The sequence below is a fragment of the Kitasatospora albolonga genome, from assembly GCA_002082585.1.
GTDB lineage: Bacteria > Actinomycetota > Actinomycetes > Streptomycetales > Streptomycetaceae > Streptomyces > Streptomyces stephensoniae.
This window is the reverse complement of the sequence record CP020563.1, coordinates 1,653,913-1,679,143: the sequence shown is the minus strand read 5'-3', so window position 1 is coordinate 1,679,143 and position 25,231 is coordinate 1,653,913. Positions and strand designations below refer to the sequence as shown.

Sequence of the window (25,231 nt, the reverse complement as noted above, 5' to 3'; positions counted from 1 at the left end):
CACAGTGCCGCCCAAGGAACCACCGCGCCGCCGCGTACCCGGCCCGGCACGCCCCCGCAGCGGGGCGAACGGCCGCTCCGGCGCGCGCCCCCCGGCCCGCCGCCCCCGCCCCGCCCCGGGGCGCACCACCGCACGCGGGCGCGCGCCCCGCTCCCTGCGCCTGGGCAGCCCGCGCCCCCGGCTGCGGCTCGTCAGCCTCGGGCTGACGCTGATCATGCTGCTCTTCGTGGCCCGGCTCCTCCAGGTGCAGGCCGTCGACGCCAGCGCGTACGCGGCCAAGGCCGAGAAGAACCGCTATCTCGAGTACACGGTCGCCGCCGAGCGCGGGGAGATCACCGACCGCAGGGGCGTCGCGCTGGCCACCAGCGTGGACGCGCACAACATCACGGCCGACCCGAAGATGTTCACGCCCGAGGACAGCAAGGCCCCCGACGCGCCCCAGCAGGCCGCCGCCCTCCTCGCTCCGATCCTCGGCAAGGACGTCGACGAGCTCGTCAAGAAGCTCTCCACCCCCAAGAGCCGCTACACCGTGCTGGCGTACCGCCAGACCCCCCAGGTCTGGAAGCAGATCAAGGACCTCAAGGCCGTCTTCGCCGAGAAGGCCCTGGAGGACAAGCGCAACGGCGGCACGGGCGCCAACGTCCTGGCCGGGGTCCTCCAGGAGCCGACCACCAAGCGGGTCTATCCCAACGGGGATCTCGCCGCCGGGATACTGGGGTTCGTCACCGCCGACGGCAAGGGCGGCGGCGGTATCGAATCGCTGCTGGACAAGGAGCTCGCGGGCGAGGACGGCAAGATCCGTTACGCCCAGTCCGGCGGCCGTCGCGTGCCCACGGCGGGCGGCAGCGAGGTCCCGGCCGTGCCCGGCTCCGACGTCGAGCTGACCATCGACCGCGACATCCAGTGGGCCGCCCAGAAGGCCATCAGCGACCAGGTCGCCAAGTCCAAGGCCGACCGGGGTTACGTCATCGTCCAGAACACCCGGACCGGCGAGCTGCTGGCCATGGCCAACGCGCCCGGCTACGACCCCAACGACCTCTCCCAGGCCACCGCCGCCTCGCTCGGTAACGCGGCCCTCCAGGACGTGTACGAGCCCGGCTCCACCAGCAAGGTCATGTCGATTGCCGCTGTGCTGGAGGAGGGGGCCGCCACGCCCGGCACCCATGTCACCGTCCCCAACCGGCTGCACCGGGGCGACCGGCTCTTCCGGGACGACGTCGACCACCCCACCTGGTACCTCACGCTCAACGGGGTCCTCGCCAAGTCCAGCAACATCGGCACCATCCTGGCGACCGGTCAGCTCGGCGAAACCCAGGCCGAGGCCAACCAGGTGCTCTACGACTACCTGCGCAAGTTCGGCCTCGGCGCGACGACCGGGCTCGGCTACCCCGGCGAGTCGCCCGGCCTCCTGGCCCACCCCAAGAAGTGGTCGACCTCGCAGCAGTACACGATCCCCTTCGGCCAGGGCCTCTCGGTCAACGCCGTCCAGGCCGCCTCGGTCTACTCCACCATCGCCAACGGAGGGGTCCGGATCGCCCCCACCCTCGTACGGGGCACCAAGGGCGCCGACGGCCGCTTCACCCCCGCCGACGCGCCCGAGGAGACCCGGGTGGTCAGCGAGAAGACCGCCAGGACCCTGGCGGCCATGCTGGAATCCGTCGTCGGCGACGAGGAGGGCACCGGCACCAAGGCCGCCATCCCCGGCTACCGGGGCGCGGGCAAGACCGGTACCGCCAACCGGGTCGACCCGGTGCGCGGCGTCTACAAGGGCTACACGTCCTCCTTCGCCGGTTTCGCCCCGGCCGACGATCCGCAGATCACCGTCTACTGCGCGATCCAGAACCCCACCAAGGGAAGCTACTTCGGCGGCCAGATCTGCGGCCCGATCCACAAGCAGGTCATGGAGTTCGCGCTCAAGACGCTCCAGGTCCCACCGTCCGGCAGCAAGCCGCCCCGGCTGCCGGTGTCCTTCAAACCCGGCGAGTGAACAGGGGGATGCGCGAGCATCCCCCCAAGGGAACCCTCAGTGACAACCATCACCCCCGATCCCGGGAACCGGAACGAGAACTTCCCGGGACCCGGTCCCTCGCTTCGCGAGAGCCCGCACCGGCCCGGTACGCTCACCGCCGTGCCCCACGCTGATCAGTCCCAAACCTCTCAGAAGGACGCGCCTGTGACCTACCCGGGAGCGCCCCGACCGGACCGGCTCCGGCCCACCCCCCTCGCCGAGCTGGCCGACCGGCTCGGCGTCGAAGCGGCCGGCGCCGGTGACGTCACCGGCATCACCCACGACTCGCGGGCCGTACGCCCCGGAGACGTGTACGCGGCCCTGCCCGGCGCCCGCCTCCACGGCGCCGACTTCGCCGCCCAGGCCGCGGGCCTCGGCGCCGTCGCCGTCCTCACCGACCCGACGGGCGCCGACCGCGCCGCCGCCACCGGCCTGCCGGTCCTGGTCGCCGAGGACCCGCGCGCCGTCATGGGCGAGCTGGCCGCCGACATCTACGGGCGGCCCGGCATCGGCCTCCTCCAGCTCGGCATCACCGGAACCTCCGGCAAGACCACCACCGCGTACCTCGTCGAGGGCGGACTGCGCGCCGCAGGCCGGGCCACCGGGCTCATCGGCACCGTCGAGATGCGCATCGGCGACGAGCGCATCAAGTCCGAGCGCACCACCCCCGAAGCCACCGACCTCCAGGCCCTGTTCGCCGTCATGCGCGAACGCGGCGTCGAGGCCGTCGCGATGGAGGTCTCCAGCCACGCCCTCGTGCTCGGCCGGGTCGACGGCTGCGTCTTCGACGTCGCCGTCTTCAACAACCTCAGCCCGGAGCACATGGAGTTCCACTCCGGCATGGAGGACTACTTCCAGGCCAAGGCCCAGCTCTTCACCCCCGAGCGCTCCCACCGGGGCGTGGTGAACTTCGACGACGCGTACGGCCGCAGGCTCATCACCGAGTCCGGCGTCCCCGTCACCACCTTCTCCGCCGAGGGCCACCCGGACGCCGACTGGCACGCCGAGGACGTCAAGGTCGGCCCCCAGGACAGCACCTTCACCGCCATCGGCCCGGGGGGCGAGCGGATCACCGCCCGCGCCCCGCTGCCCGGCCCGTTCAACGTGGCCAACACCCTCGCCGCGATCGTCACCCTGGCCGTCGCGGGCGTCGACCCGCAGACCGCCGCCGACGGCATCGCTGCCGTCCCCGGGGTCCCCGGCCGCCTGGAGCGGGTGGACGCCGGACAGCCGTACCTCGCCGTCGTCGACTACGCCCACAAGACCGACGCCGTCGAGTCCGTCCTGCGCTCCCTGCGCAAGGTCACCGAGGGCAAGGTGCACATCGTCCTCGGCTGCGGCGGCGACCGCGACACCACCAAGCGCGGCCCGATGGGCGCCGCCGCCGCCCGCCTCGCCGACACCGCCGTACTGACCTCCGACAACCCCCGCTCCGAGGACCCCCTCGCGATCCTCGCCGCGATGCTCTCCGGCGCCGCCGAGGTCCCCGTCCACGAACGCGGTGACGTCCTGGTCGACGCCGACCGGGCCTCGGCCGTCGCCGCCGCCGTCGCCCGCGCCGAACCCGGCGACACCGTCCTCGTCGCGGGCAAGGGCCACGAGCAGGGCCAGGACATCCACGGGGTCGTACGCCCCTTCGACGACCGCAAGGTCCTGCACGACGCCATCGAGCGGTCCCTGGGGGACCGTGCCCCTCACCACGAGAACAACAGTCAGGGATGACCAAGTGATCACCCTTTCCCTCGCCGAGATCGCGGACATCGTCGGCGGGCAGCCGCACGACATACCGGACCCGGCAGTCACCGTCACCGGCCCCGTCGTCATCGACTCCCGCGAGGCCGGTCCCGGCAGCCTGTTCGCCGCGTTCGCCGGTGAGCACGTGGACGGCCACGACTACGCGCAGCGCGCCGTCGAGGCGGGCGCGGCAGCCGTCCTGGCCGCCCGCCCCGTCGGCGTCCCGGCGATCGTCGTGAACGACGTCGTCGGCGCGCTCGGCGCGCTCGCCCGTACCGTCGTCGAACGCCTCGGCACCACCGTCGTCGCGCTCACCGGCTCCGCGGGCAAGACGTCCACCAAGGACCTGATCGCCCAGCTCCTGGAGCGCAAGGCCCCCACGGTCTGGACGCCCGGCTCCCTCAACAACGAGATCGGCCTGCCCCTCACCGCCCTCACCGCCACCTCCGAGACCCAGCACCTGGTCCTGGAGATGGGCGCCCGGGGCATCGGGCACATCCACTACCTCGCCGAGCTGACCCCGCCCCGCATCGGCCTGGTCCTCAACGTCGGCTCCGCCCACCTCGGGGAGTTCGGCAGCCGCGAGGCGATCGCCCAGGCCAAGGGCGAGCTGGTCGAGGCGCTCCCCGAGGACGGCTGCGCCGTGCTCAACGCCGACGACCGCCTCGTACGCGCGATGGCTTCGCGCACCAAGGCCCGCGTCCTGCTCTTCGGAGAAGCCCCGGAAGCGGACGTACGGGGCGAGAAGGTCCGGATGACCCCCGACGGGCGGCCCGCGTTCGAGCTCCACACACCCACCGGGTGCAGCGACGTGACCTTGCGCCTGTACGGTGAGCACCACGTGTCGAACGCGCTCGCCGCGGCCGCCGTCGCCCATGAGTTGGGCATGTCCGTGACCGAGATCGCCGAGGCGCTCTCGGAGGCGGGCACCCTCTCCCGCTGGCGCATGGAGGTCACCGAGCGTCCGGATGGTGTGACGGTCGTCAACGACGCCTACAACGCGAACCCCGAATCCATGAGAGCCGCACTGCGTGCGCTGGCCGCCATGGGCCAGGCCCGAGCGGCCGACGGGGGGCGCACCTGGGCGGTGCTCGGTCAGATGGCCGAGCTCGGTGACGCGTCGCTCGCCGAGCACGACGCGGTCGGACGGCTCGCCGTCCGGCTCAACGTCAGCAAGCTCGTCGCTGTCGGGGGGAGAGAAGCCTCCTGGCTGCAACTGGGCGCATACAACGAGGGTTCGTGGGGTGAGGAGTCGGTGCACGTGTCCGACGCGCAGGCGGCCGTCGACCTGTTGCGCAGTGAACTGCGCCCGGGAGACGTCGTGCTGGTGAAGGCGTCCCGGTCGGTCGGCCTGGAGAAGGTCGCCCAGGCACTGCTGGAGAACGCGACCGAGGGCGAGGTCGCCGGCCGATGAGGCAGATCCTCTTCGCGGGGGCCATCGGGCTCTTCCTGACCCTGGTCGGTACCCCCCTGCTGATCAAGCTGCTGGCCCGCAAGGGATACGGGCAGTTCATCCGGGACGACGGCCCGCGCACCCACGGCAGCAAGAAGGGCACGCCCACGATGGGCGGCATCGCCTTCATCCTGGCGACGATCATCGCGTACGTCCTCGCGAAGGTCATCACTGGCGAGGACATGCGGTACTCCGGCATCCTCGTGCTGTTCCTGATGGCCGGGATGGGCCTCGTCGGCTTCCTCGACGACTACATCAAGATCGTCAAGCAGCGTTCGCTGGGCCTGCGGGCCAAGGCGAAGATGGCCGGCCAGCTGATCGTCGGCATCGCCTTCGCGGTGCTCTCGCTCCAGTTCGCGGACTCCCGGGGCAACACCCCCGCCTCCACCCGGCTCTCCTTCGTGGAGGACTTCGGCTGGTCGATCGGCCCGGTGCTGTTCTGCGTCTGGGCGCTGTTCATGATCCTCGCCATGTCCAACGGCGTGAACCTCACGGACGGCCTCGACGGACTGGCCACCGGCGCCTCGGTGATGGTCTTCGGCGCCTACACCTTCATCGGTCTCTGGCAGTTCCAGGAGTCCTGCGCCAACGCCGCCAACCTGACCAACCCCAGCGCCTGTTTCGAGGTACGCGACCCGCTCGACCTCGCCGTCGTCGCCGCCGCCCTGATGGGCGCCTGCTTCGGCTTCCTGTGGTGGAACACCTCGCCCGCCAAGATCTTCATGGGCGACACCGGCTCGCTCGCCCTGGGCGGCGCCCTCGCGGGCCTCGCGATCCTCTCCCGCACCGAGTTCCTGCTCGCCATCCTCGGCGGCCTCTTCGTGATGATCACCATGTCCGTGGTCATCCAGGTCGGTTCGTTCAAGATGACCGGCAAGCGGGTCTTCCGGATGGCACCGCTCCAGCACCACTTCGAACTCAAGGGGTGGTCCGAAGTCCTTGTCGTGGTCCGCTTCTGGATCATCCAGGGCATGTGCGTGATCGTCGGCCTCGGCATCTTCTACGCGGGATGGGCAGCCAAGAAGTGAGCACCGTGGACTGGCAGGGCAAGCACCTCACCGTCGCCGGACTCGGCGTCAGCGGCATCCCCGCGGCCCGCGCCCTGCACGAGCGCGGCGCGGTCGTCACCGTCGTCAACGACGGCGAGGACGAGCGCGCCCGCGCGCAGGCGGCCGAACTGGAGGCGCTCGGCATCACCGTGCGCCTCGGCGACGGCGCCACCCTGCCGCCGTCCACGGAACTCGTCGTCACCGCCCCCGGCTGGCAGCCGGACAAGCCGCTCTTCCTGGCCGCCGCCGAGGCGGGCGTCGACATCTGGGGCGATGTCGAGCTGGCCTGGCGGCTGCGCGGCACCAACGGCCGCAAGGCCGCCCCCTGGCTCGCCGTCACCGGCACCAACGGCAAGACCACCACCGTACGGATGCTGGCCTCGATCCTCGAAGCGGCCGGGCTGCGCACCGCGGCGGTCGGCAACATCGGCGTCTCGCTGCTCGACGCCGTGCTCGGCGAGCAGGAGTACGACGTCCTCGCCGTCGAACTCTCCAGCTACCAGCTGCACTGGGCACCCTCCCTGCGCGCCCACTCCGCCGCCGTCCTCAACCTCGCCCCGGACCACCTCGACTGGCACGGCTCGATGGAGGCATACGCCGCCGACAAGGGCCGGGTCTACGAGGGCAACACGGTCGCCTGCGTCTACAACGCGGCCGACCCCGCCACCGAGGACCTGGTCCGCGAGGCCGACGTCGAGGAGGGCTGCCGCGCCATCGGCTTCACCCTCGGCACCCCCGGCCCCTCGCAGCTCGGCGTGGTCGACGGCATCCTCGTCGACCGGGCCTTCGTGGCCAACCGGCAGAAGCAGGCCCAGGAGCTCGCCGAGGTCTCCGACGTCAACCCGCCGGCCCCGCACAACATCGCCAACGCGCTCGCCGCCGCCGCCCTCGCCCGCGCCTTCGGCGTGGAACCGGCCGCCGTACGGGACGGGCTGCGTAACTTCCGCCCCGACGCCCACCGCATCGAACACGTCGCGGACATCGGGGACGTGGCCTACGTAGATGACTCCAAGGCCACCAACACCCACGCCACCGAGGCATCCCTCGCCGCCTACGACTCCATCGTCTGGATCGCCGGGGGACTGGCCAAGGGCGCCACCTTCGACGAGCTGGTCACCGGTGCGGCGAAGCGGCTGCGCGGGGTCGTGCTGATGGGCGCCGACCGCGCGCTGATCCGTGAAGCCCTGACGCGACACGCCCCCGAAGTACCGGTGGTCGACCTCGACCGGACCGACACTGGGGCGATGTCCGAGGCCGTCGAGCACGCCGCCCGGCTCGCGCGCCCGGGCGACACGGTGCTGCTGGCCCCGGCCTGCGCCTCGATGGACATGTTCACCAACTACAACAAGCGGGGCGAGGCGTTCGCGGACGCGGTCCGCGCACGTGCCGAGACGAGCGCCTGACCGACCGGGCTCCGCGCCGGGGCCGCGCCCCCGGGCACGAGCAGTGGAGGGGACAGCGACAATGCCGGCCGAGAAGAGCTCCGCCGTACGCGGCCGCCGTCCGGCGCCCCCCCGTGGCGCCGGACGTGGCTCCCCGGCCCCCCGCACCCCGCGCGGCGGCGGCGTACGGCGCCTCTACGAGCAGGCACGCCGGGCCTGGGACCGGCCCCTGACCGCCTACTACGTGATCCTCGGCGCCAGCCTCCTGATCACCGTGCTCGGCCTCGTGATGGTCTACTCCGCCTCGATGATCAAGGCGTTGACCATCGACAAGTCGTCGACGTACTTCTTCGGCAAGCAGTTCGTCGCCGCCGTCATCGGGGGCGCGCTGATGCTGATTGCCTCCAGGATGCCGGTGAAGCTCCACCGCGGACTGGCCTACCCGATGCTCATGGTGACGGTCTTCCTGATGGTCCTGGTCCAGGTGCCGGGGATCGGGCTCTCCCGCGGCGGCAACCAGAACTGGATCTATATCGCGGGCCCGTTCCAGCTCCAGCCCAGTGAGTTCGGCAAGCTCGCGCTCATCCTCTGGGGCGCCGACCTGCTCGCCCGCAAGCAGGACAAACGGCTGCTGACGCAGTGGAAGCACATGCTCGTTCCGTTGGTCCCGGTCGCCTTCATGCTGCTCGGGCTGATCATGCTCGGCGGTGACATGGGGACCGCGATCATCCTCACGGCGATCCTCTTCGGCCTGCTCTGGCTGGCCGGTGCCCCCACCCGGCTCTTCGCCGGGGTGCTCGCCTTCGCCGCCGTCCTCGCCTTCCTGCTGATCTGGACCAGCCCCAACCGGATGTCCCGGCTCTCCTGCATGGGCATCATCGGCGAACCCGATCCGGATGACGGCTGCTGGCAGGCCGCCCACGGAATCTACGCCCTGGCCTCCGGCGGATGGTTCGGTTCCGGGCTGGGCGCGAGTGTGGAAAAATGGGGTCAACTCCCGGAAGCTCACACCGACTTCATCTTCGCGATCACCGGTGAGGAGCTGGGTCTGGCGGGGACGCTGTCCGTGCTCGCCCTGTTCGCGGCTCTAGGCTATGCGGGTATCCGCGTGGCCGGACGCACGGAGGACCCCTTCGTCAGGTATGCCGCGGGAGGCGTGACCACCTGGATCATGGCCCAGGCCGTGATCAACATCGGTGCGGTGCTCGGCCTGTTGCCGATCGCCGGTGTCCCGCTCCCGCTGTTCTCCTACGGAGGGTCCGCCCTGCTGCCGACGATGTTCGCGGTCGGGCTCATGATCGCCTTCGCGCGGAACGATCCCGCCGCGAAGGCGGCCCTGGCCATGCGGAGGCCCGGGGTGAGTTGGAAGACGATGAGACGGCGCGTCACGAAGCGTCCGTCCGGAGAGCGGTGAATTTCGGTGCATGTCGTACTCGCCGGCGGGGGGACCGCCGGGCACATCGAGCCCGCGCTTGCCCTCGCAGACGCCCTGCGCAGGCAGGACCCGACCGTGGGCATCACCGCCCTCGGCACGGAACGCGGCCTGGAGACCAGGCTCGTACCCGAGCGGGGGTACGAGCTCGCCCTCATCCCGGCCGTACCCCTGCCCCGTAAGCCCACCCCCGAGCTGATCACCGTCCCGGGCCGGCTGCGCGGCACCATCAAGGCCGCCGAGCAGGTCCTGGAGCGCACCAAGGCGGACTGCGTGGTCGGCTTCGGCGGTTACGTCGCGCTGCCCGGCTACCTCGCCGCCAAGCGCGTCGGCGTCCCCATCGTGGTCCACGAGGCCAACGCCCGCCCCGGCCTCGCCAACAAGATCGGCTCGCGGTACGCCCACGGGGTCGCCGTCTCCACGCCGGACAGCAAGCTGCGCGGCGCCCGCTACATCGGCATCCCGCTGCGCCGCACCATCGCCACCCTGGACCGGGCCCGGGTCCGCCCGGAGGCCCGCGCCTCCTTCGGCCTCGACCCCAACCTGCCCACGCTGCTGGTCTCCGGCGGCTCGCAGGGCGCCCGCCACCTCAACGAGGTGGTCCAGCGGGTCGCGCCGCTGCTCCAGCGCTCCGGAATCCAGATCCTCCATGTGGTCGGCCCGAAGAACGAATTGCCGCGGATCGACAACATGCCCGGGATGCCGCCCTATATCCCGGTACCGTACGTGGACCGGATGGACCTCGCGTACGCCGCGGCCGACATGATGCTCTGCCGCGCGGGCGCGATGACCGTCGCCGAACTCTCCGCCGTCGGGCTCCCCGCCGCCTACGTCCCGCTGCCCATCGGCAACGGCGAACAGCGGCTGAACGCCCAGCCGGTGGTCAACGCGGGCGGCGGACTGCTGGTGGACGACGCGGCGCTGACCCCCGAGTGGGTCCAGGGCAACGTCCTGCCGGTGCTGTCGGACCCCCACCGGCTGTACGAAATGTCCCGTGCCGCCGCCGAGTTCGGCCGGCGCGACGCCGACGACCTGCTCGTCGGCATGGTGTACGAAGCGATTGCCTCCCGCCGCCAGGCGTGAGGCGGTGCGGACCCGGGGCGCTCGCCCCGGGTCCGGCGAAGGAGCGAGCGTGGCCGGACCGACGACCGCCCAGCGCGGCGCAGCGGGGCGTACGGACGCCGCCGCCCGCCCGCCGCACATCGGCCCCGGGGAGCGCCGGATCGGCCGCCGCGCGCTCCTGATCCTGATCGGCGTCGCGGTGGCCCTGCTCACCGCGTTCGCCGTCTGGGCGCTCTACGGGTCCTCCTGGCTCCGCGTCGAACGCGTCTCCACCACCGGGGTCGAGGTGCTGACCCGTCAGGAAGTGGAAGCGGTCGCCGCGGTGCCGGTCGGAGCCCCCCTGGCCTCCGTCGACACCGACGGGATCGAGGCCAGGTTGCGCCAGAAGCTGCCTCGTATCGACTCGGTGGATGTCGTACGGTCCTGGCCGCACGGCATCGGCCTTAAGGTGACCGAACGCAAGCCGGTCCTGCTGGTCGAAAAGGGTGCGAAGTTCGTCGAAGTGGACGCCAAGGGCGTCCGGTTCGCCACGGTGGACAAGGCGCCCAAGGGGGTACCCCTGCTGGAGCTCGCCCCCGACCGGTCGGCCAGTCTGCGCCGGTTCGGCAGTGACCGTCTGTTGCGGGAAGCCGTACGGGTCGCGGGCGACCTGCCCCAGGGGGTCGCCGAGGACACCGTGGCCGTACGGGTCACCTCGTACGACGCGATCTCCTTGCGGCTGACGCGTGATCGTGTGGTGACCTGGGGCAGTGGTGAGGACGGGGCCGTGAAGGCGCGCGTGCTCGCGGCTCTGATGAAAGCGGCTCCCCGAGGGGGACACTTCGACGTAAGTGCCCCCACCGCCCCGGCGGTATCAGGGAGTTGACGTGCATTTGTGCTGGCCAGCACCCTGGTTGGTCATCGCTACGGGTGATCACATAGGGTGAAAAGAAAAACGGGAGGTTCGGCGTGTTCGTTGAACGGGCGCCACTTGTCGACTTAGTGTCCTGTTCGGAAGAGTCCAGGAAGCAGACACACTGGTAACCCTAAAGTTGAACGTTAGGGTTTGGGTCGGCGTTCGGACCGTCCCCATCGACATCAGTCGTCGCCGCGGGTCCCCCGCAGAGCGACGACACGTAACTCGAGGCGAGAGGCCTTCGACGTGGCAGCACCGCAGAACTACCTCGCAGTCATCAAGGTCATCGGTGTCGGCGGCGGTGGTGTCAATGCCATCAACCGAATGATCGAGGTCGGTCTCAAGGGCGTCGAGTTCATCGCGATCAACACGGACGCACAGGCCCTGTTGATGAGCGACGCCGACGTCAAGCTCGACGTCGGCCGCGAACTCACCCGGGGCCTCGGCGCCGGGGCGAACCCGGCCGTCGGTCGTAAGGCGGCAGAGGACCACCGTGAGGAGATCGAGGAGGTCCTCAAGGGGGCCGACATGGTCTTCGTCACCGCCGGAGAGGGCGGCGGCACCGGCACCGGCGGCGCACCCGTCGTCGCCAACATCGCGCGCTCGCTCGGCGCCCTGACGATCGGTGTGGTCACCCGCCCGTTCACCTTCGAGGGCCGACGGCGCGCCAACCAGGCGGAGGACGGCATCGCCGAGCTCCGCGAAGAGGTCGACACCCTCATCGTCATCCCCAACGACCGCCTGCTGTCCATCTCGGACCGCCAGGTCAGCGTGCTCGACGCCTTCAAGTCGGCCGACCAGGTGCTGCTCTCGGGCGTCCAGGGCATCACCGACCTCATCACCACCCCGGGTCTGATCAACCTCGACTTCGCCGACGTCAAGTCGGTCATGTCCGAGGCCGGATCGGCGCTCATGGGCATCGGCTCCGCCCGCGGCGACGACCGCGCGGTGGCGGCGGCGGAGATGGCGATCTCCTCACCGCTCCTGGAGGCGTCCATCGACGGCGCCCGCGGTGTCCTGCTCTCCATCTCCGGCGGCAGCGACCTCGGTCTCTTCGAGATCAACGAGGCCGCCCAGCTGGTGAGCGAGGCGGCGCACCCCGAGGCCAACATCATCTTCGGCGCCGTCATCGACGACGCCCTGGGCGACGAGGTCCGTGTCACGGTGATCGCGGCGGGCTTCGACGGCGGACAGCCGCCCGCCCGGCGCGAGAGCGCCCTCGGCGCGAACACGAACAAGCGGGAGGAGCCGGCCGCCCCGGCCAGGCCCGCCGAGCCCGCGCGCCCCTCGGGCGGACTCGGGTCCGTACCGCCGCGCGAGGAGAGCCCGGCCCCGGCCGAGCCCGCCCCCGCGTCGGCCGCGAACGAGAGCCCGCTCTCGCCGGTCTCCCCGCCGCACGTCCCGCCGGCCCGTCCCTACCAGGACACCCAGGCCGAGGAGCTGGACGTACCGGACTTCCTGAAGTGATAGTCCGGCATCGGGCGGAATCCGCCACGGGCAGCGCTCATTTCGCCTTCACCGACCGGTGGGGCGGGGTGAGCGCCGCTCCGTTCGGTGAGCTCAACCTCGGCGGCGCGGTCGGTGACGACCCCGCCGCCGTCGGCGCGAACCGGGAGCGCGCGGCCCGCGAGCTCGGCCTCGACCCGGCCACCGTCGTCTGGATGAACCAGGTGCACGGCCGGGACGTGGCGGTCGTCGACGGCCCCTGGGGCGCGGACGCGGAGATTCCGGCGGTGGACGGGGTGGTGACCACGCGGCGCGGACTGCCGCTCGCGGTCCTCACCGCCGACTGCACCCCCATCCTCCTCGCCGACCCGGTCGCCGGAATCGTCGGGGCGGCGCACGCCGGGCGGCCGGGACTGCTCGCCGGAGTCGTGCCGGCGGTGATCCGGGTCATGACCGAGCTGGGCGCACGCCCCTCCCGGATGACCGCGTACACCGGACCGGCCGTCTGCGGGCGGTGCTACGAAGTGCCGGAGGAGATGCGGGCCGAGATCACCGCGGTCATCCCCGACACCTGGGCCGAGACCAGCTGGGGGACCCCGGCGGTGGACATCACCGGCGGAGTCCACTCCCAGCTGGCCCTGTTCGGCGTGGGCGAGCGGCACCGTTCGCCGGTCTGCACCCGTGAATCGGGCGACCACTTCTCGTACCGACGCGACCGCACCACCGGGCGGCTCGCCGGATATGTCTGGTTGGACTGATAGGGCATGACGGACCGTAAGGCTGAACTCGCGGCGAACCTCGCACGGGTGGAGGAAAGGATCACCTCCGCCTGCGCGGCGGCCGGGCGCAAGCGCGAGGAGGTGACCCTGATCGTGGTCACCAAGACCTACCCCGCGAGCGACGTGCGGATGCTGCATGAACTCGGTGTGCGCCATGTCGCCGAGAATCGTGACCAGGACGCGGCACCGAAAGCCACCGCTTGTGCGGATCTTTCCCTGACATGGCACTTTGTCGGACAATTGCAGACGAACAAGGTTCGATCTGTGACGAGTTATGCCGATGTCGTGCAGTCGGTGGACCGGATCAAGCTCGTCACCGCCCTCTCGGCCGCCGCGGTCCGCGCCGGGCGCGAGCTCGGCTGTCTGATCCAGGTCGCCCTGGACGCGGAGAGCGGCGAGCGCGGGGAGCGCGGCGGGGTTGCGCCGGACGGGATCGAGGAGTTGGCCGCGGCGGTCGACGCGGCCGAGGGGCTGCGGCTCGACGGCCTGATGACCGTGGCGCCGCTCGCCGGACCGTTTGCCGGACGGCAACGCGCCGCGTTCGACCGGCTGATGGAATTCGCATCCGGCCTGCGCACCGGTCATCCGGCTGCCACGATGGTCTCCGCAGGCATGAGTGCGGACCTGGAGGACGCGGTGGCGGCCGGAGCGACACATGTACGCGTCGGTACGGCGGTACTCGGAGTCCGACCCGGGCTCGGGTAACGTCGCGAAGCAAGTCGGACCACAGCAGAAAATATGGTCATTCCCCAGCTGAACGGGCAGACCACCGTGGATCGCTGGCACTTGGTGACGAATGCCGATCCACCACAGAGCGGAGGACTCAGGAAATGGCCGGCGCTATGCGCAAGATGGCGGTCTACCTCGGCCTCGTGGAGGACGATGGGTACGACGGCCGGGGCTTCGACCCCGATGACGACTTCGAGCCCGAGCCGGAGCCCGAGCGGCGTCGGCACCAGCCGCCGCACCAGGTGGAACGCGAGCGTGAGCGCGAGCGCGAAAGGGACGAACCGGTACGAGTAGTGCAACCGCCCGCCCAGCGCGAGCCGGTTCAGCTCCCCGCGGAAAGCGCGCGACCCGCCCGGATCGCCCCCGTGGCATCCATCACACCCGAACGTCCGAACATGGAGAAGAACGCACCGGTGATCATGCCCAAGGTCGTGTCCGAGCGGGAGCCGTACCGCATCACCACGCTGCACCCCAGGACCTACAACGAGGCCCGTACCATCGGGGAACACTTCCGTGAGGGCACTCCGGTGATCATGAATCTCACGGAGATGGACGATACGGACGCGAAGCGACTTGTCGACTTTGCCGCAGGACTCGTCTTCGGGCTCCATGGCAGCATTGAACGCGTGACGCAGAAGGTGTTCCTGTTGTCGCCTGCTAACGTCGATGTCACGGCGGAGGACAAGGCCCGCATCGCAGAGGGCGGATTCTTCAACCAGAGCTGAGAACACGACACCGGGAACGACCCGGCCGCGAGGCCGGTACCGGCCACGAGGCCGGAGCAACGAGAGCCAGGGGAGAGGGAAGCGCGAGACATGGGCGTCGCACTGGATGTGGTCTATATCGCGCTGATGTGTTTCCTCATCGTGCTGATCTTCCGGCTGGTCATGGACTACGTCTTCCAGTTCGCACGTTCATGGCAACCCGGCAAGGCGATGGTGGTCGTACTTGAGGCCACCTACACTGTCACCGATCCACCGCTCAAGCTTCTGCGGCGGTTCATTCCGCCGCTGCGTCTCGGGGGCGTGGCACTCGACCTGTCCTTCTTCGTTCTGATGATCATCGTCTACATCCTGATCAGCGTTGTGATCCGGTTGTGAGCGATACGGTCTTGCCGACTGCCGACGACTACGTAGAGGTGAAGAAGAGATGCCGTTGACCCCCGAGGACGTGCGGAACAAGCAGTTCACGACCGTCCGCCTCCGAGAAGGCTATGACGAGGACGAGGTCGATGCCTTTCTCGACGAGGTCGAAGCGGAGCTGACCCGTCTGCTCCGTGAGAACGAGGACCTGCGCGCCAAGCTGGCCGCCGCGACGCGTGCCGCCGCGCAGAACCAGCAGCAACAGCAGCAGGGTATGCGCAAGCCCCCGGAGCAGCAGGACCGCCCGGGCGCGCCCGTTCCCGCCGCCATATCAGGACCGCCGCAGCAGCAGCAGCCCCCGCAGATGGGTCCGCCCCAGCTGCCCGGTGGCGCCCCGCAGCTGCCTGCCGGTCCCAGCGGTCACGGCCCCCAGGGCGGCCACGGCGGCCCGCAGGGTCCGCACGGCCCCGGCCCGATGCAGGGCGGTCCCATGGGTGGCCCGATGGGCGGCCCCATGGGTCAGCACCCCCAGCAGCAGATGCAGCAGATGCAGCAGCCGCAGATGCAGCAGCAGGGGCAGGGCCCCGGTGGCGACAGCGCCGCCCGTGTCCTCTCGCTCGCGCAGCAGACCGCCGACCAGGCGATCGCGGAGGCCCGTTCCGAGGCCAACAAGATCGTCGGCGAGGCGCGGAGCCGTGCCGAGGGTCTGGAGCGCGACGCGCGCGCCAAGGCCGACGCCCTGGAGCGGGACGCGCAGGAGAAGCACCGCGTGGCGATGGGCTCGCTGGAGTCGGCCCGCGCGACGCTGGAGCGCAAGGTCGAGGACCTGCGCGGCTTCGAGCGCGAGTACCGCACGCGGCTGAAGTCCTACCTGGAGAGCCAGCTGCGTCAGCTGGAGACCCAGTCGGACGACTCGCTCGCCCCGCCGCGGACTCCGGCGACCGCTTCGCTGCCGCCGTCCCCCTCGCTGGCTCCGGCCGGTGCGGGTGCGATGGGTCACTCCATGGGCAGCTCCAACCACGGTGGCCACGGCGGCCAGCAGATGGGTGGCGGCCAGTCCATGGGCGGTGCGCCGTCCTACGGTGGCCAGCAGCAGATGTCGCCCGCGATGACGCAGCCGATGGCACCGGTTCGGCCGCAGGCGCCGCAGCCGATGCAGCAGGCGCCGTCGCCGATGCGGGGGTTCTTGATCGACGAGGACGACAACTGATCGGTTCGCGCTCGGTGAGCGCGTAGCCGTCGTCGGCAGTCAGGGCCGGGCCCCGGGGTTTTCCCCGGGGCCCGGCCCTTTGGCGTGGGCGTCGCCGTTGTTGCTGGGGGAAGTGGGGTGGGGGTGGGTGGGCTGAGGAGCGGGGTGGGGCGCGGGTGGGGGCGCCTGCGGCGGGCTTGTTCCCCTACCCGCCCCTTCCCGAAACCGGGGCGCTGCCCCGGACCCCTTGTTCTCAAGCGCCGGACGGGCTGGGGTTTTCGGGGCTCCGCCCCGGACCCCGCTCCTCAAACGCCGGAGGGGCTGGAAGAGAAGGCGGACGGGCTGGGTGGGGGCGGAGCGGCATAGACAGCCTCGCCGGCGTTTGAGGCGCGGGGGTTCGGGGCGGAGCCCCTGAGGGGGTACGCGGAAGGGCCCGGCCGGAACGTGTCCGGCCGGGCCCCTCGTAGACGTACCGGCTACCGCTTCCGCAGGCGGAACGTGAGGGCCAGGCCCTCGTCCTCGAACGGCTCGCCGTACGTGTCGTCCGCCACACCCTCCGCGTAGTCCACGGCCAGGACCTCGTCCGAGATCAGGGGGGTGTGCTCCGTGAGGGCCTCCCGTGTGGCCTCGGACGTCGTCGTCCAGCGGACGGCGATGCGGTCCGCCACGTCCAGGCCGCTGTTCTTGCGGGCCTCCTGGATCAGGCGGATCGCGTCACGGGCCAGGCCCGCGCGGCGCAGTTCCGGGGTGATCTCCAGGTCCAGGGCGACCGTCGCGCCCGAGTCCGAGGCGACCGACCAGCCCTCGCGCGGGGTCTCCGTGATGATCACCTCATCCGGGGCGAGGGTGATCCGCTCGCCCTCCACCTCGACTGTCGCCGTGCCCTCGCGCAGGGCCAGGGAGAGCGCCGCCGCGTCCGCCTCGGCCACCGCCTTGGCCACCGCCTGGACGCCCTTGCCGAACCGCTTGCCCAGCGCCCGGAAGTTCGCCTTCGCCGTCGTGTCGACCAGCGAGCCGCCGACCTCCGAGAGCGAGGCGAGCGATGTGACGTTCAGCTCTTCCGTGATCTGCGCACGCAGGTCCGGAGCGAGGGACTCGAAGCCGTTCGCCGCGACGAGGGCACGGGACAGGGGCTGGCGCGTCTTGACGCCCGACTCCGCCCGCGTCGCCCGGCCCAGCTCCACCAGGCGGCGCACCAGCGCCATCTGGGTCGACAGGGTCGGGTCGATCGCCGTCGTGTCCGGCTTCGGCCAGGAGGAGAGGTGCACCGACTCCGGGGCCTCCGGCGTGACCGGCGCGATCAGGTCCTGCCAGACCCGCTCCGTGATGAACGGGACCAGCGGGGCCATCAGCCGCGTCACCGTCTCGACCACCTCGTGCAGCGTGCGCAGGGCCGCCTTGTCGCCCTGCCAGAAGCGGCGGCGCGAGCGGCGTACGTACCAGTTGGAGAGGTCGTCCACGAACGCCGAGAGCAGCTTGCCGGCGCGCTGGGTGTCGTAGCCCTCCATCGCGACCGTCATCTGGTCGACCAGGACGTTGAGTTCGCTCAGCAGCCAGCGGTCCAGGACCGTGCGGTCCGCCGGGGCCGGGTCGGCCTCGGAGGGGGCCCAGCCGGACGTGCGGGCGTACAGGGCCTGGAACGCCACCGTGTTCCAGTACGTCAGGAGCGTCTTGCGGACCACCTCCTGGATCGTTCCGTGACCCACCCGGCGCGCCGCCCAGGGGGAGCCGCCGGCCGCCATGAACCAGCGGACCGCGTCCGCGCCGTGCTGGTCCATCAGCGGGATCGGCTGGAGGATGTTGCCCAGGTGCTTGGACATCTTGCGGCCGTCCTCGGCGAGGATGTGGCCCAGGCAGACCACGTTCTCGTACGAGGACTTGTCGAAGACCAGCGTTCCCACCGCCATCAGCGTGTAGAACCAGCCGCGGGTCTGGTCGATGGCCTCCGAGATGAACTGCGCGGGGTAGCGGCTCTCGAAGACCTCCTTGTTCTTGTACGGGTAGCCCCACTGCGCGAACGGCATCGAACCCGAGTCGTACCAGGCGTCGATGACCTCCGGGACGCGGTACGCCTCCAGCTGGCAGTTCTCGTGCGTGCAGGTGAAGGTGATCTCGTCGATGAACGGGCGGTGGGGGTCGAGCGATGACTGGTCGGTGCCTGTGAGTTCCGTCAGTTCGGCGCGCGAGCCCACGCACGTCAGGTGGTTGTCCTCGCAGCGCCAGATCGGCAGCGGCGTGCCCCAGTAGCGGTTGCGGGAGAGCGCCCAGTCCACGTTGTTGTTCAGCCAGTCGCCGAAACGACCGTTCTTGACCGAGTCCGGGAACCAGTTGGTCTTTTCGTTCTCCTGAAGGAGACGGTCCTTGATGGCCGTCGTCCTGATGTACCAGGACGGCTGCGCGTAGTAGAGCAGCGCCGTGTGGCAGCGCCAGCAGTGCGGGTAGCTGTGCTCGTACGGGACATGGCGGAAGAGCTTGCCGCGCGTGTCCAGGTCCGCGGTGAGCGCTTCGTCGGCCTTCTTGAAGAAGACGCCGCCGACCAGGGGGAGGTCTTCCTCGAACGTGCCGTCGGGGCGGACCGGGTTGACCACCGGGAGGCCGTAGGAGCGGCAGACCAGGAGGTCGTCGGCGCCGAACGCGGGGGACTGGTGGACCAGACCCGTACCGTCCTCGGTCGTGACGTACTCGGCGTTGACCACGTAGTGGGCCTCGGCCGGGAAGTCGACCAGGGTGAAGGGGCGCTCGTAGCTCCAGCGCTCCATCTCGGCGCCGGTGAACGACTGGCCGGTCACCTCCCAGCCCTCGCCGAGGGCCTTTTCCACCAGAGGTTCGGCGACGACGAGCTTCTCCTCGCCGTTGGTCGCGACGACGTACCGGACCTCGGGGTGCGCGGCGACCGCCGTGTTGGAGACCAGGGTCCAGGGGGTCGTCGTCCAGACCAGGAGGGCCGCCTCGCCTGCCAGCGGGCCGCTGGTGAGGGGGAAGCGGACGAAGACGGAGGGGTCGACGACCGTCTCGTACCCCTGGGCCAGCTCGTGGTCGGAGAGGCCCGTGCCGCAGCGCGGACACCAGGGGGCGACGCGGTGGTCCTGGACGAGCAGGTCCTTGTTGAAGATCTCCTTCAGCGACCACCAGACGGAGTCGACGTACTCCGGGTCCATCGTGCGGTACGCGTCGTCCAGGTCGACCCAGTACCCCATACGGGTCGTGAGCTCGGCGAAGGCGTCGGTGTGCCGGGTCACCGACTCACGGCACTTGGCGTTGAACTCGGCGATGCCGAACGCCTCGATGTCCTTCTTGCCGTTGAAGCCCAGCTCCTTCTCCACGGCCAGCTCGACCGGCAGGCCGTGGCAGTCCCAGCCTGCCTTGCGGCCCACGTGGTAGCCCTGCATGGTGCGGAAGCGGGGGAAGACGTCCTTGAAGACGCGGGCCTCGATGTGGTGGGCGCCGGGCATGCCGTTGGCGGTCGGAGGGCCCTCGTAGAAGACCCACTCCGGGCGGCCCTCGGACTGGTCCAGGCTCTTGGCGAACACCTTGTTCTCTCGCCAGAAGTCGAGAACGGCGTGCTCCAGCGCGGGCAGGTCGACCTGGGCGGGTACCTGGCGGTACTGCGGCGATGTCATGTGCGGCTTCCTCCGGCGGACGTCTTCCACTTCCGTCGGAGGGACGAGAGCGCATCGGCTCCCGCGGTACCACCCTCCTTGGCCCCGGGCGTGCGCCCGTGGCCCCCTCATTGGGGTCGCGATGCCGGGTCTAGCGGCCTGGGGGCCGGTGGGCGGAACCCACACGTCCAAGGCTTTCTTCCGGCGGCTCCGGGGTGATCTTCACGACGCGCTCACCCCCGGGCTCCCACCGTCCCCGGGTCGCTGCTGGCTGCGTACGGCGCTACTCGTCCCATCCATGCCTCTCGCTGGGCCCAGTGTACGGGCCCGTACGGCCGTCGGCCGACCGGTTTAACCGGGGCCCCGGGCGTGACCCGAATGGCCAGTCGGGGGCGTACGGAGTTCTCCGCGGGGGTGCGGGGGCGTCCTGGGGCGGATTACCGGGCGGGGAGCTGGGAACAACGGATGCAGGCGCGCCACGAGCGGGTACGGGGAGGGGCGAAAGGGCGGCGTGCCCCGTTGCCGCGGGGCTGGGGTCGATTTATCGTCCCAGCACGATTCGCGAGCAAGATCACAATATGTGAAGGGGCCGCGGCCATGGTGGCGAAGAAGACGGCGGAAGAGACCGCGGCCGGGCAGAAGGCCGACGGGAAGCCACCGGCCGACGTCACGTCCCCGGACGGGGCGGATACCGAGCAGGCGCCCGGGAAGGCGCCCTCCAAGAAGGCGGCTGCCAAGAAGGCGGCCGCCAAGAAGACAGCTGCGAAGAAAGCGCCTGCAAAGAAGGCGGCGGCGAAGAAGACCGCCGCCAAGAAGAGCACCGCGAGCGCCAAGAAGAGCCCCGCGAAGAAGAGCGCGGCCAAGAAGGCTTCGAAGACGGCCGCACAGACGGCCACGGGGGCGGCCCAGGCCGCCGAGGAGACGGGAGCCCACACGGTGGTAGCCAAGAAGAGCGCGAGTCCCGCAGCCGGTCCGGACGAGGCAGCGGCCGTGCCGTCGGCCCGGGGAGCCGTCGCGGCCGCCGCCCCCGGCGAACTGGCGGTACGGCCCGGGGAGGACCCCTGGACGCCCGAGGAGGTGACCGAGGCCCGGACGCTGCTGACCGGTGAGATCACGCGGCTCCGCGACGAGCTGGAGACCTCGGGCGCGGCGCTCGCCGGGCTGATGCGGGACTCCGGCGACGGGGCCGGTGACGACGAGGCCGACACGGGCACCAAGAACATCACGCGCGAACACGAGCTGGCGCTCGCCGCCAACGCCCAGGAGATGCTGGAACAGACCGAGCGGGCCCTTGCCCGGCTCGAAGCGGGGACCTACGGGCTCTGCGAGATCTGCGGCAAACCGATCGGCAAGGCACGGATGCAGGCATTTCCCCGCGCCACCCTCTGTGTCGAGGACAAACAGAAGCAGGAGCGGCGCGGCTGACCCGTACAGGTGTGTCGTACCCTCTCCTCAGTCAGGCACCTAGGTTGAGGGACTCACGTGGCAGAGGCGGAGCGCATCATCGGTACGCCGGAAGATCCCGAGACCGAGCACACGGACGGAAGCGGCTCCACGGCCGCCGACGCCGCCGTGAACGCGGGCACGGGCAAGCGCAAGATCCTGGTGCTCGTCGGCGTCGCGATCGTCGCCTACCTGCTGGACCTGGTCTCCAAGCTGATCGTGGTCGCCAAGCTGGAGCACCAGCCGCCGATCGACATCATCGGCGACTGGCTCCAGTTCCGGGCGCTGCGCAATCCGGGCGCCGCGTTCGGGTTCGGCGAGGCGTTCACGGTGATCTTCACGATCATCGCGGCCGGGGTGATCGTGGTCGTCATCCGGCTGGCCCGCAAGCTCTACAGCCTGCCGTGGGCCATCGCCCTGGGACTGCTCCTGGGCGGTGCGCTCGGCAACCTCACCGACCGGATCTTCCGGGCGCCCGGTGTCTTCGAAGGGGCGGTGGTCGACTTCATCGCCCCCAAGCACTTCGCCGTCTTCAACCTCGCCGACTCCGCCATCGTCTGCGGCGGCATCCTCATCGTGATCCTCTCCTTCAAGGGGCTGGACCCCGACGGGACCGTCCACAAGGACTGACTGTCCACAAGGACTGACTGTCCACAGGGGCCGACTGTCCACAGGGGCCGACCGGGCTGCGCGGGGAGCGTGGCGCGCAAGGCATACTCGACTGGTGAGTACGCACCCCGAGATCCGCACCCTGCCCGTACCGGACGGCCTGGAAGGCGAGCGTGTCGACGCCGCCATCGCCCGTATGTTCGGTTTCTCCCGCACCAAGGCCGCCGAGCTGGCCGCCGCCGGGAAGGTCCAGGTGGACGGTTCGGTGGCCGGCAAGTCCGAGCGCGTGCACGGCGGTGCCTGGCTGGAGGTCGAGATGCCGGGGGCGCCCGCCCCCGTCCAGATCGTCGCCGAGCCCGTCGAGGGCATGGAGATCGTCCATGACGACGACGACATCGTGGTCATCATGAAGCCGGTCGGTGTCGCGGCCCACCCCAGCCCCGGCTGGACCGGCACCACCGTCATCGGCGGCCTCGCCGCCGCCGGGTACCGGATCTCGACCTCCGGCGCCGCCGAGCGCCAGGGCATCGTGCACCGCCTCGACGTCGGCACCTCCGGCCTGATGGTCGTCGCCAAGTCCGAGCGCGCGTACACCCTGCTCAAGGCCCAGTTCCGCGACCGGGTCGTCGACAAGAAGTACCACGCCCTCGTCCAGGGCCACCCGGACCCGATGAGCGGCACCATCGACGCCCCCATCGGGCGCCACCCCAACCACGACTACAAGTGGGCCGTCACCGCCGAGGGCAAGCCGTCGGTGACCCACTACGACCTCATCGAGGCGTACCGCGCCGCCAGCCTCCTGGACATCAAGCTGGAGACCGGCCGCACCCACCAGATCCGGGTCCACATGTCCGCCCACCGCCACCCCTGCGTCGGCGACCTGACGTACGGCGCCGACCCGACCCTGGCCAAGCGGCTCGGGCTGACCCGGCAGTGGCTGCACGCGGTGCGCCTGGGCTTCGAGCACCCGAGCGACGGCAGCTGGGTGGAGTTCTCCAGCACCTACCCGGCCGACCTCCAGCACGCCCTGGACACCATCTCCGCGGAGAGCCAGTGACCGCCGCCCCACCCCCGTACACCACCCGCAGGGCCGTCGGGGAGGGCGACCTCGCCGCCTGCTTCCAGGTGCGCAAGGACGTCTTCGTCGGTGAGCAGGACGTGCCCGAGGAGATCGAGTACGACGCCTACGACGCCACCGCCGTGCACGTCCTGGCGGTCGCGGCGGACGGCACCGCGCTCGGCACCGGGCGGCTGCTCTACGGGGACGCCGCGGCCGGGAAGACCGGCGGCGACCCCGCCGTCGGCTCGCTCGGGCGGCTCGCCGTGACCCGGCGGGCGCGCGGCCTCGGTGTCGGCGCCGCCCTGGTGCGCGCCATCGAGGACGAGGCGGCCGGACTCGGCCTGACCGCCGTGGACCTGCACGCCCAGACGCACGCCCTCGGCTTCTACGAGCGGCTCGGTTACGTCGTGTACGGCCCCGAGTTCCCGGACGCGGGCATTCCGCACCGGGCGATGCGGCGCGAACTGCACCAGGACTGACGTCCGCCGCCGGGGGGTCCCGGCCCTCCCGCGGGCCGTGCGTGGCAGGGTGGAGTTCCCGCTCGGCCGCCGACCCGGCCGGGCCCCGACGGCCGCTCACCCCGGTCGGCCCCCCTGGGCGCGGCGCGGCCGTGACCTGTGCGTCGGCCCGGTGACCGGCCCGGAACCGCACGCTCCGGAAGGCCCCTCCCGTGGATCAGATGGCCCTGCTGCTCCTGTTGCTGCTCGGAGCTGTGGTCACGGTGCCCCTCGGCGCCCGGCTCGGGCTGCCCGCACCGGTCCTGATGACGCTCGCCGGGGTCGCGATGGCGTTCGCGCCCTTCGTCCCGAACGTCGACATCCCGCCCGAGATCATCCTCCCGGCCCTGCTGCCGCCGCTGCTCTACGCCTCCGTGCAGCGCACCTCCTGGCGCCAGTTCGCCGCCAACAAACGCCCGATCTTCCTGCTGGCCGTCGCCCTGGTCTTCGTCACCACGGCCGCCGTCGCCGCCGTCGCCAACTCCATCGTGCCCGGGCTGCCGATCGCCGCCGCCGTGGCGCTGGGCGCGCTCGTCGCCCCGCCCGACCCGGTCGCCGCGACCGCCGTCGCGGGCTCGGTCGGACTGCCGCGGCGGCTCGTCTCGATCCTGGAGGGCGAGGGCCTCTTCAACGACGTCACCGCCATCGTGCTCTACCACGTGGCCATCGCCGCGGCGGTGAGCGGGACCTTCTCGGTGCCCGAGGCGTTCGGGCAGCTGATCCTCTCCGCCGTGGTCGCGGTCGCCGTCGGCCTCGCGCTCGGCTGGCTCACCATCAAGCTGATGGGGATGCTCGGCGACGCCACCCTCCAGGTCGGGCTGAGCCTGCTCGTGCCCTTCGTGGCCTACGTCCTGTCGGAGGAGCTGATGGGCTCCGGCGTGCTCGCCGTCCTGACCATCGCGCTCTACCTCGCCGAGCACACCGCCGACGCCGACGACGTGCTGGGCAGGCTCACCGGACGTACCTTCTGGGAGATCGTCGACACCCTGGTCACCGGTGTGGCCTTCGGGCTGATCGGCCTGGAGCTGCACAGTGTGTTCGGCACCTCCGACGGGCGCGAGTTCCAGATGCTCGGCTGGGGGCTCGTCGTCGTCGCGGTCGTCATCGGGGTCCGGCTGGCCTGGCTGCTCCCCGCCACCTGGCTCGCCAAGAAGCTGCACACCCGGCGGGACGTCAGCGAGGAGATCCCCACCGGCTGGCGGGAGACCGTCGTCATGTGGTGGGCCGGGATGCGCGGGGTGGCCTCCGTCGCGCTGGCGCTCGCCATCCCGCTGGAGACCGACGACGGACAGCCCTTCCCCGGCCGCGACGAGATTATCTTCATCGCCTTCTGCGTGATCATGGTCACCCTCGTCTTCCAGGGCCTCACCCTGCCCTGGCTGGTCCGCAAGCTCCGGGTGCGCGCCGACGCCGCCGCCGAGGAGGCCCTGGAGCGGGACCTCGCCCTGCGCGCGGCCAAGGCCGCCAAGCACCGCCTCAAGGAGATCCAGGAGGTCGAGGAGTTCCCGGAAGAGGTCGTGGAGCGGCTCCAGAAGGCCGCGTACGACATCGGGGCCCGGATCAACCCGGAGATCGTCGACGAGGAGCGGCGCGAGGCGTACGCCCAGCGCGTCGAGCGGTTCAAGGCGGTCAGCCGCGTCCAGCGCGAGATGATGTCGGCCGCCCGCCACGAGGTGCTCTCCGCCCGCAACGAGGCCGGTTCCGACCCGGAGGTCGTGGACCGGGTGCTGCGCCAGCTGGACTTCCGCTCACTGCGCTGACGCCGGGGCCCCGGAGCGTACGG

The 25,231-nt window shown here is 70.9% G+C and carries 20 protein-coding genes and 1 pseudogene; 19 read left to right on the top strand and 2 right to left on the bottom strand.

What is annotated here, in order from left to right:
- The first annotated feature begins 4 nt into the window (after positions 1–4).
- The 8 genes from B7C62_07230 to B7C62_07195 all read left to right on the top strand — a co-directional run bounded on the left by B7C62_07230 (position 5) and on the right by B7C62_07195 (position 10,985).
- Positions 5–1,987: a cell division protein gene (locus tag B7C62_07230; protein ID ARF72083.1), complete on the top strand. Its 1,983-nt coding sequence runs from the start codon at positions 5–7 to the stop codon at positions 1,985–1,987.
- Between the two features lie 39 nt (positions 1,988–2,026).
- A complete protein-coding gene (locus B7C62_07225) occupies positions 2,027–3,730 on the top strand; it encodes a UDP-N-acetylmuramoyl-L-alanyl-D-glutamate--2,6-diaminopimelate ligase (GenBank protein ARF72082.1) in 1,704 nt (567 codons plus the stop codon).
- 4 nt (positions 3,731–3,734) lie between these two features.
- Positions 3,735–5,156 carry a UDP-N-acetylmuramoyl-tripeptide--D-alanyl-D-alanine ligase gene (locus tag B7C62_07220; GenBank protein ID ARF72081.1) on the top strand — a complete coding sequence of 474 codons (1,422 nt, stop codon included), beginning with the start codon at positions 3,735–3,737 and terminating at the stop codon, positions 5,154–5,156.
- Entirely contained in the window at positions 5,153–6,223 is a 1,071-nt protein-coding gene (locus tag B7C62_07215; protein ARF72080.1) for a phospho-N-acetylmuramoyl-pentapeptide-transferase, read from the top strand. Before B7C62_07220 ends, B7C62_07215 begins: the two co-directional genes overlap by 4 nt.
- Positions 6,220–7,647, top strand: a complete 1,428-nt coding sequence (locus tag B7C62_07210; protein ID ARF72079.1) for a UDP-N-acetylmuramoyl-L-alanine--D-glutamate ligase — start codon at positions 6,220–6,222, stop codon at positions 7,645–7,647. Before B7C62_07215 ends, B7C62_07210 begins: the two co-directional genes overlap by 4 nt.
- Before the next feature lie 61 nt (positions 7,648–7,708).
- Positions 7,709–9,040 (top strand): putative lipid II flippase FtsW, encoded by a 1,332-nt coding sequence (locus tag B7C62_07205; protein ARF72078.1) that lies wholly within the window; start codon positions 7,709–7,711, stop codon positions 9,038–9,040.
- Between the two features lie 6 nt (positions 9,041–9,046).
- Positions 9,047–10,141, top strand: a complete 1,095-nt coding sequence (locus B7C62_07200) for an undecaprenyldiphospho-muramoylpentapeptide beta-N- acetylglucosaminyltransferase (GenBank protein ID ARF72077.1) — start codon at positions 9,047–9,049, stop codon at positions 10,139–10,141.
- A gap of 49 nt (positions 10,142–10,190) precedes the next feature.
- Complete coding sequence (locus B7C62_07195; protein ARF72076.1) at positions 10,191–10,985, top strand: cell division protein FtsQ; 795 nt, start codon at positions 10,191–10,193, stop codon at positions 10,983–10,985.
- On the opposite strand, the pseudogene B7C62_07190 reads toward B7C62_07195, so the two are convergent.
- Positions 10,903–11,124, bottom strand: a pseudogene (locus B7C62_07190) (hypothetical protein). The gene B7C62_07195 and the pseudogene B7C62_07190 sit on opposite strands and share 83 nt — an antisense overlap.
- 137 nt (positions 11,125–11,261) lie before the next feature.
- On the opposite strand from B7C62_07190, the gene B7C62_07185 reads away from it, so the two are divergent.
- The 6 genes from B7C62_07185 to B7C62_07160 all read left to right on the top strand — a co-directional run bounded on the left by B7C62_07185 (position 11,262) and on the right by B7C62_07160 (position 16,261).
- The gene (locus B7C62_07185) at positions 11,262–12,482 is read left to right on the top strand and encodes a cell division protein FtsZ (GenBank protein ID ARF72075.1); all 1,221 of its coding nucleotides are present in this window, start codon (positions 11,262–11,264) and stop codon (positions 12,480–12,482) included.
- Positions 12,479–13,219: a laccase gene (locus B7C62_07180; GenBank protein ARF72074.1), complete on the top strand. Its 741-nt coding sequence runs from the start codon at positions 12,479–12,481 to the stop codon at positions 13,217–13,219. The genes B7C62_07185 and B7C62_07180 overlap by 4 nt, the downstream gene beginning before the upstream one ends.
- A 6-nt stretch (positions 13,220–13,225) precedes the next feature.
- The gene (locus B7C62_07175; protein ARF72073.1) at positions 13,226–13,945 is read left to right on the top strand and encodes a YggS family pyridoxal phosphate enzyme; all 720 of its coding nucleotides are present in this window, start codon (positions 13,226–13,228) and stop codon (positions 13,943–13,945) included.
- A 125-nt stretch (positions 13,946–14,070) separates the two neighbouring features.
- Positions 14,071–14,694: a cell division protein SepF gene (locus B7C62_07170; GenBank protein ID ARF72072.1), complete on the top strand. Its 624-nt coding sequence runs from the start codon at positions 14,071–14,073 to the stop codon at positions 14,692–14,694.
- Positions 14,695–14,784: 90 nt separating this feature from the next.
- Positions 14,785–15,069, top strand: a complete 285-nt coding sequence (locus tag B7C62_07165; GenBank protein ID ARF72071.1) for a YggT family protein — start codon at positions 14,785–14,787, stop codon at positions 15,067–15,069.
- Between the two features lie 49 nt (positions 15,070–15,118).
- Complete coding sequence (locus B7C62_07160; GenBank protein ARF72070.1) at positions 15,119–16,261, top strand: cell division protein DivIVA; 1,143 nt, start codon at positions 15,119–15,121, stop codon at positions 16,259–16,261.
- A gap of 455 nt (positions 16,262–16,716) precedes the next feature.
- Here the strand turns inward: B7C62_07160 and B7C62_07155 are convergent, their stop codons facing one another.
- On the bottom strand, positions 16,717–19,860 hold the full coding sequence (locus tag B7C62_07155) for an isoleucine--tRNA ligase (protein ID ARF72069.1): 3,144 nt from the start codon (positions 19,858–19,860) through the stop codon (positions 16,717–16,719).
- Positions 19,861–20,436: 576 nt separating this feature from the next.
- On the opposite strand from B7C62_07155, the gene B7C62_07150 reads away from it, so the two are divergent.
- The 5 genes from B7C62_07150 to B7C62_07130 all read left to right on the top strand — a co-directional run bounded on the left by B7C62_07150 (position 20,437) and on the right by B7C62_07130 (position 25,208).
- Positions 20,437–21,264 carry a DNA-binding protein gene (locus B7C62_07150; protein ARF72068.1) on the top strand — a complete coding sequence of 276 codons (828 nt, stop codon included), beginning with the start codon at positions 20,437–20,439 and terminating at the stop codon, positions 21,262–21,264.
- A 57-nt stretch (positions 21,265–21,321) separates the two neighbouring features.
- Positions 21,322–21,912 (top strand): signal peptidase II, encoded by a 591-nt coding sequence (locus B7C62_07145; GenBank protein ARF72067.1) that lies wholly within the window; start codon positions 21,322–21,324, stop codon positions 21,910–21,912.
- 94 nt (positions 21,913–22,006) lie between these two features.
- Entirely contained in the window at positions 22,007–22,948 is a 942-nt protein-coding gene (locus B7C62_07140) for an RNA pseudouridine synthase (protein ARF72066.1), read from the top strand.
- Positions 22,945–23,430 (top strand): GNAT family N-acetyltransferase, encoded by a 486-nt coding sequence (locus B7C62_07135; GenBank protein ID ARF72065.1) that lies wholly within the window; start codon positions 22,945–22,947, stop codon positions 23,428–23,430. The genes B7C62_07140 and B7C62_07135 overlap by 4 nt, the downstream gene beginning before the upstream one ends.
- Before the next feature lie 191 nt (positions 23,431–23,621).
- Positions 23,622–25,208: a Na+/H+ antiporter gene (locus B7C62_07130; GenBank protein ID ARF72064.1), complete on the top strand. Its 1,587-nt coding sequence runs from the start codon at positions 23,622–23,624 to the stop codon at positions 25,206–25,208.
- Positions 25,209–25,231 lie beyond the last annotated feature (23 nt).

Bases quoted from the DNA above. Each gene is read 5' to 3' on its own strand.
- B7C62_07150 (ARF72068.1), top strand. From the start codon at position 20,437: ATGGTGGCGAAGAAGACGGCGGAAGAGACCGCGGCCGGGCAGAAGGCC.
- B7C62_07175 (ARF72073.1), top strand. From the start codon at position 13,226: ATGACGGACCGTAAGGCTGAACTCGCGGCGAACCTCGCACGGGTGGAG.
- B7C62_07205 (ARF72078.1), top strand. From the start codon at position 7,709: ATGCCGGCCGAGAAGAGCTCCGCCGTACGCGGCCGCCGTCCGGCGCCC.
- B7C62_07170 (ARF72072.1), top strand. From the start codon at position 14,071: ATGGCCGGCGCTATGCGCAAGATGGCGGTCTACCTCGGCCTCGTGGAG.
- B7C62_07165 (ARF72071.1), top strand. From the start codon at position 14,785: ATGGGCGTCGCACTGGATGTGGTCTATATCGCGCTGATGTGTTTCCTC.
- B7C62_07215 (ARF72080.1), top strand. From the start codon at position 5,153: ATGAGGCAGATCCTCTTCGCGGGGGCCATCGGGCTCTTCCTGACCCTG.
- B7C62_07160 (ARF72070.1), top strand. From the start codon at position 15,119: ATGCCGTTGACCCCCGAGGACGTGCGGAACAAGCAGTTCACGACCGTC.
- B7C62_07155 (ARF72069.1), bottom strand. From the start codon at position 19,860: ATGACATCGCCGCAGTACCGCCAGGTACCCGCCCAGGTCGACCTGCCC.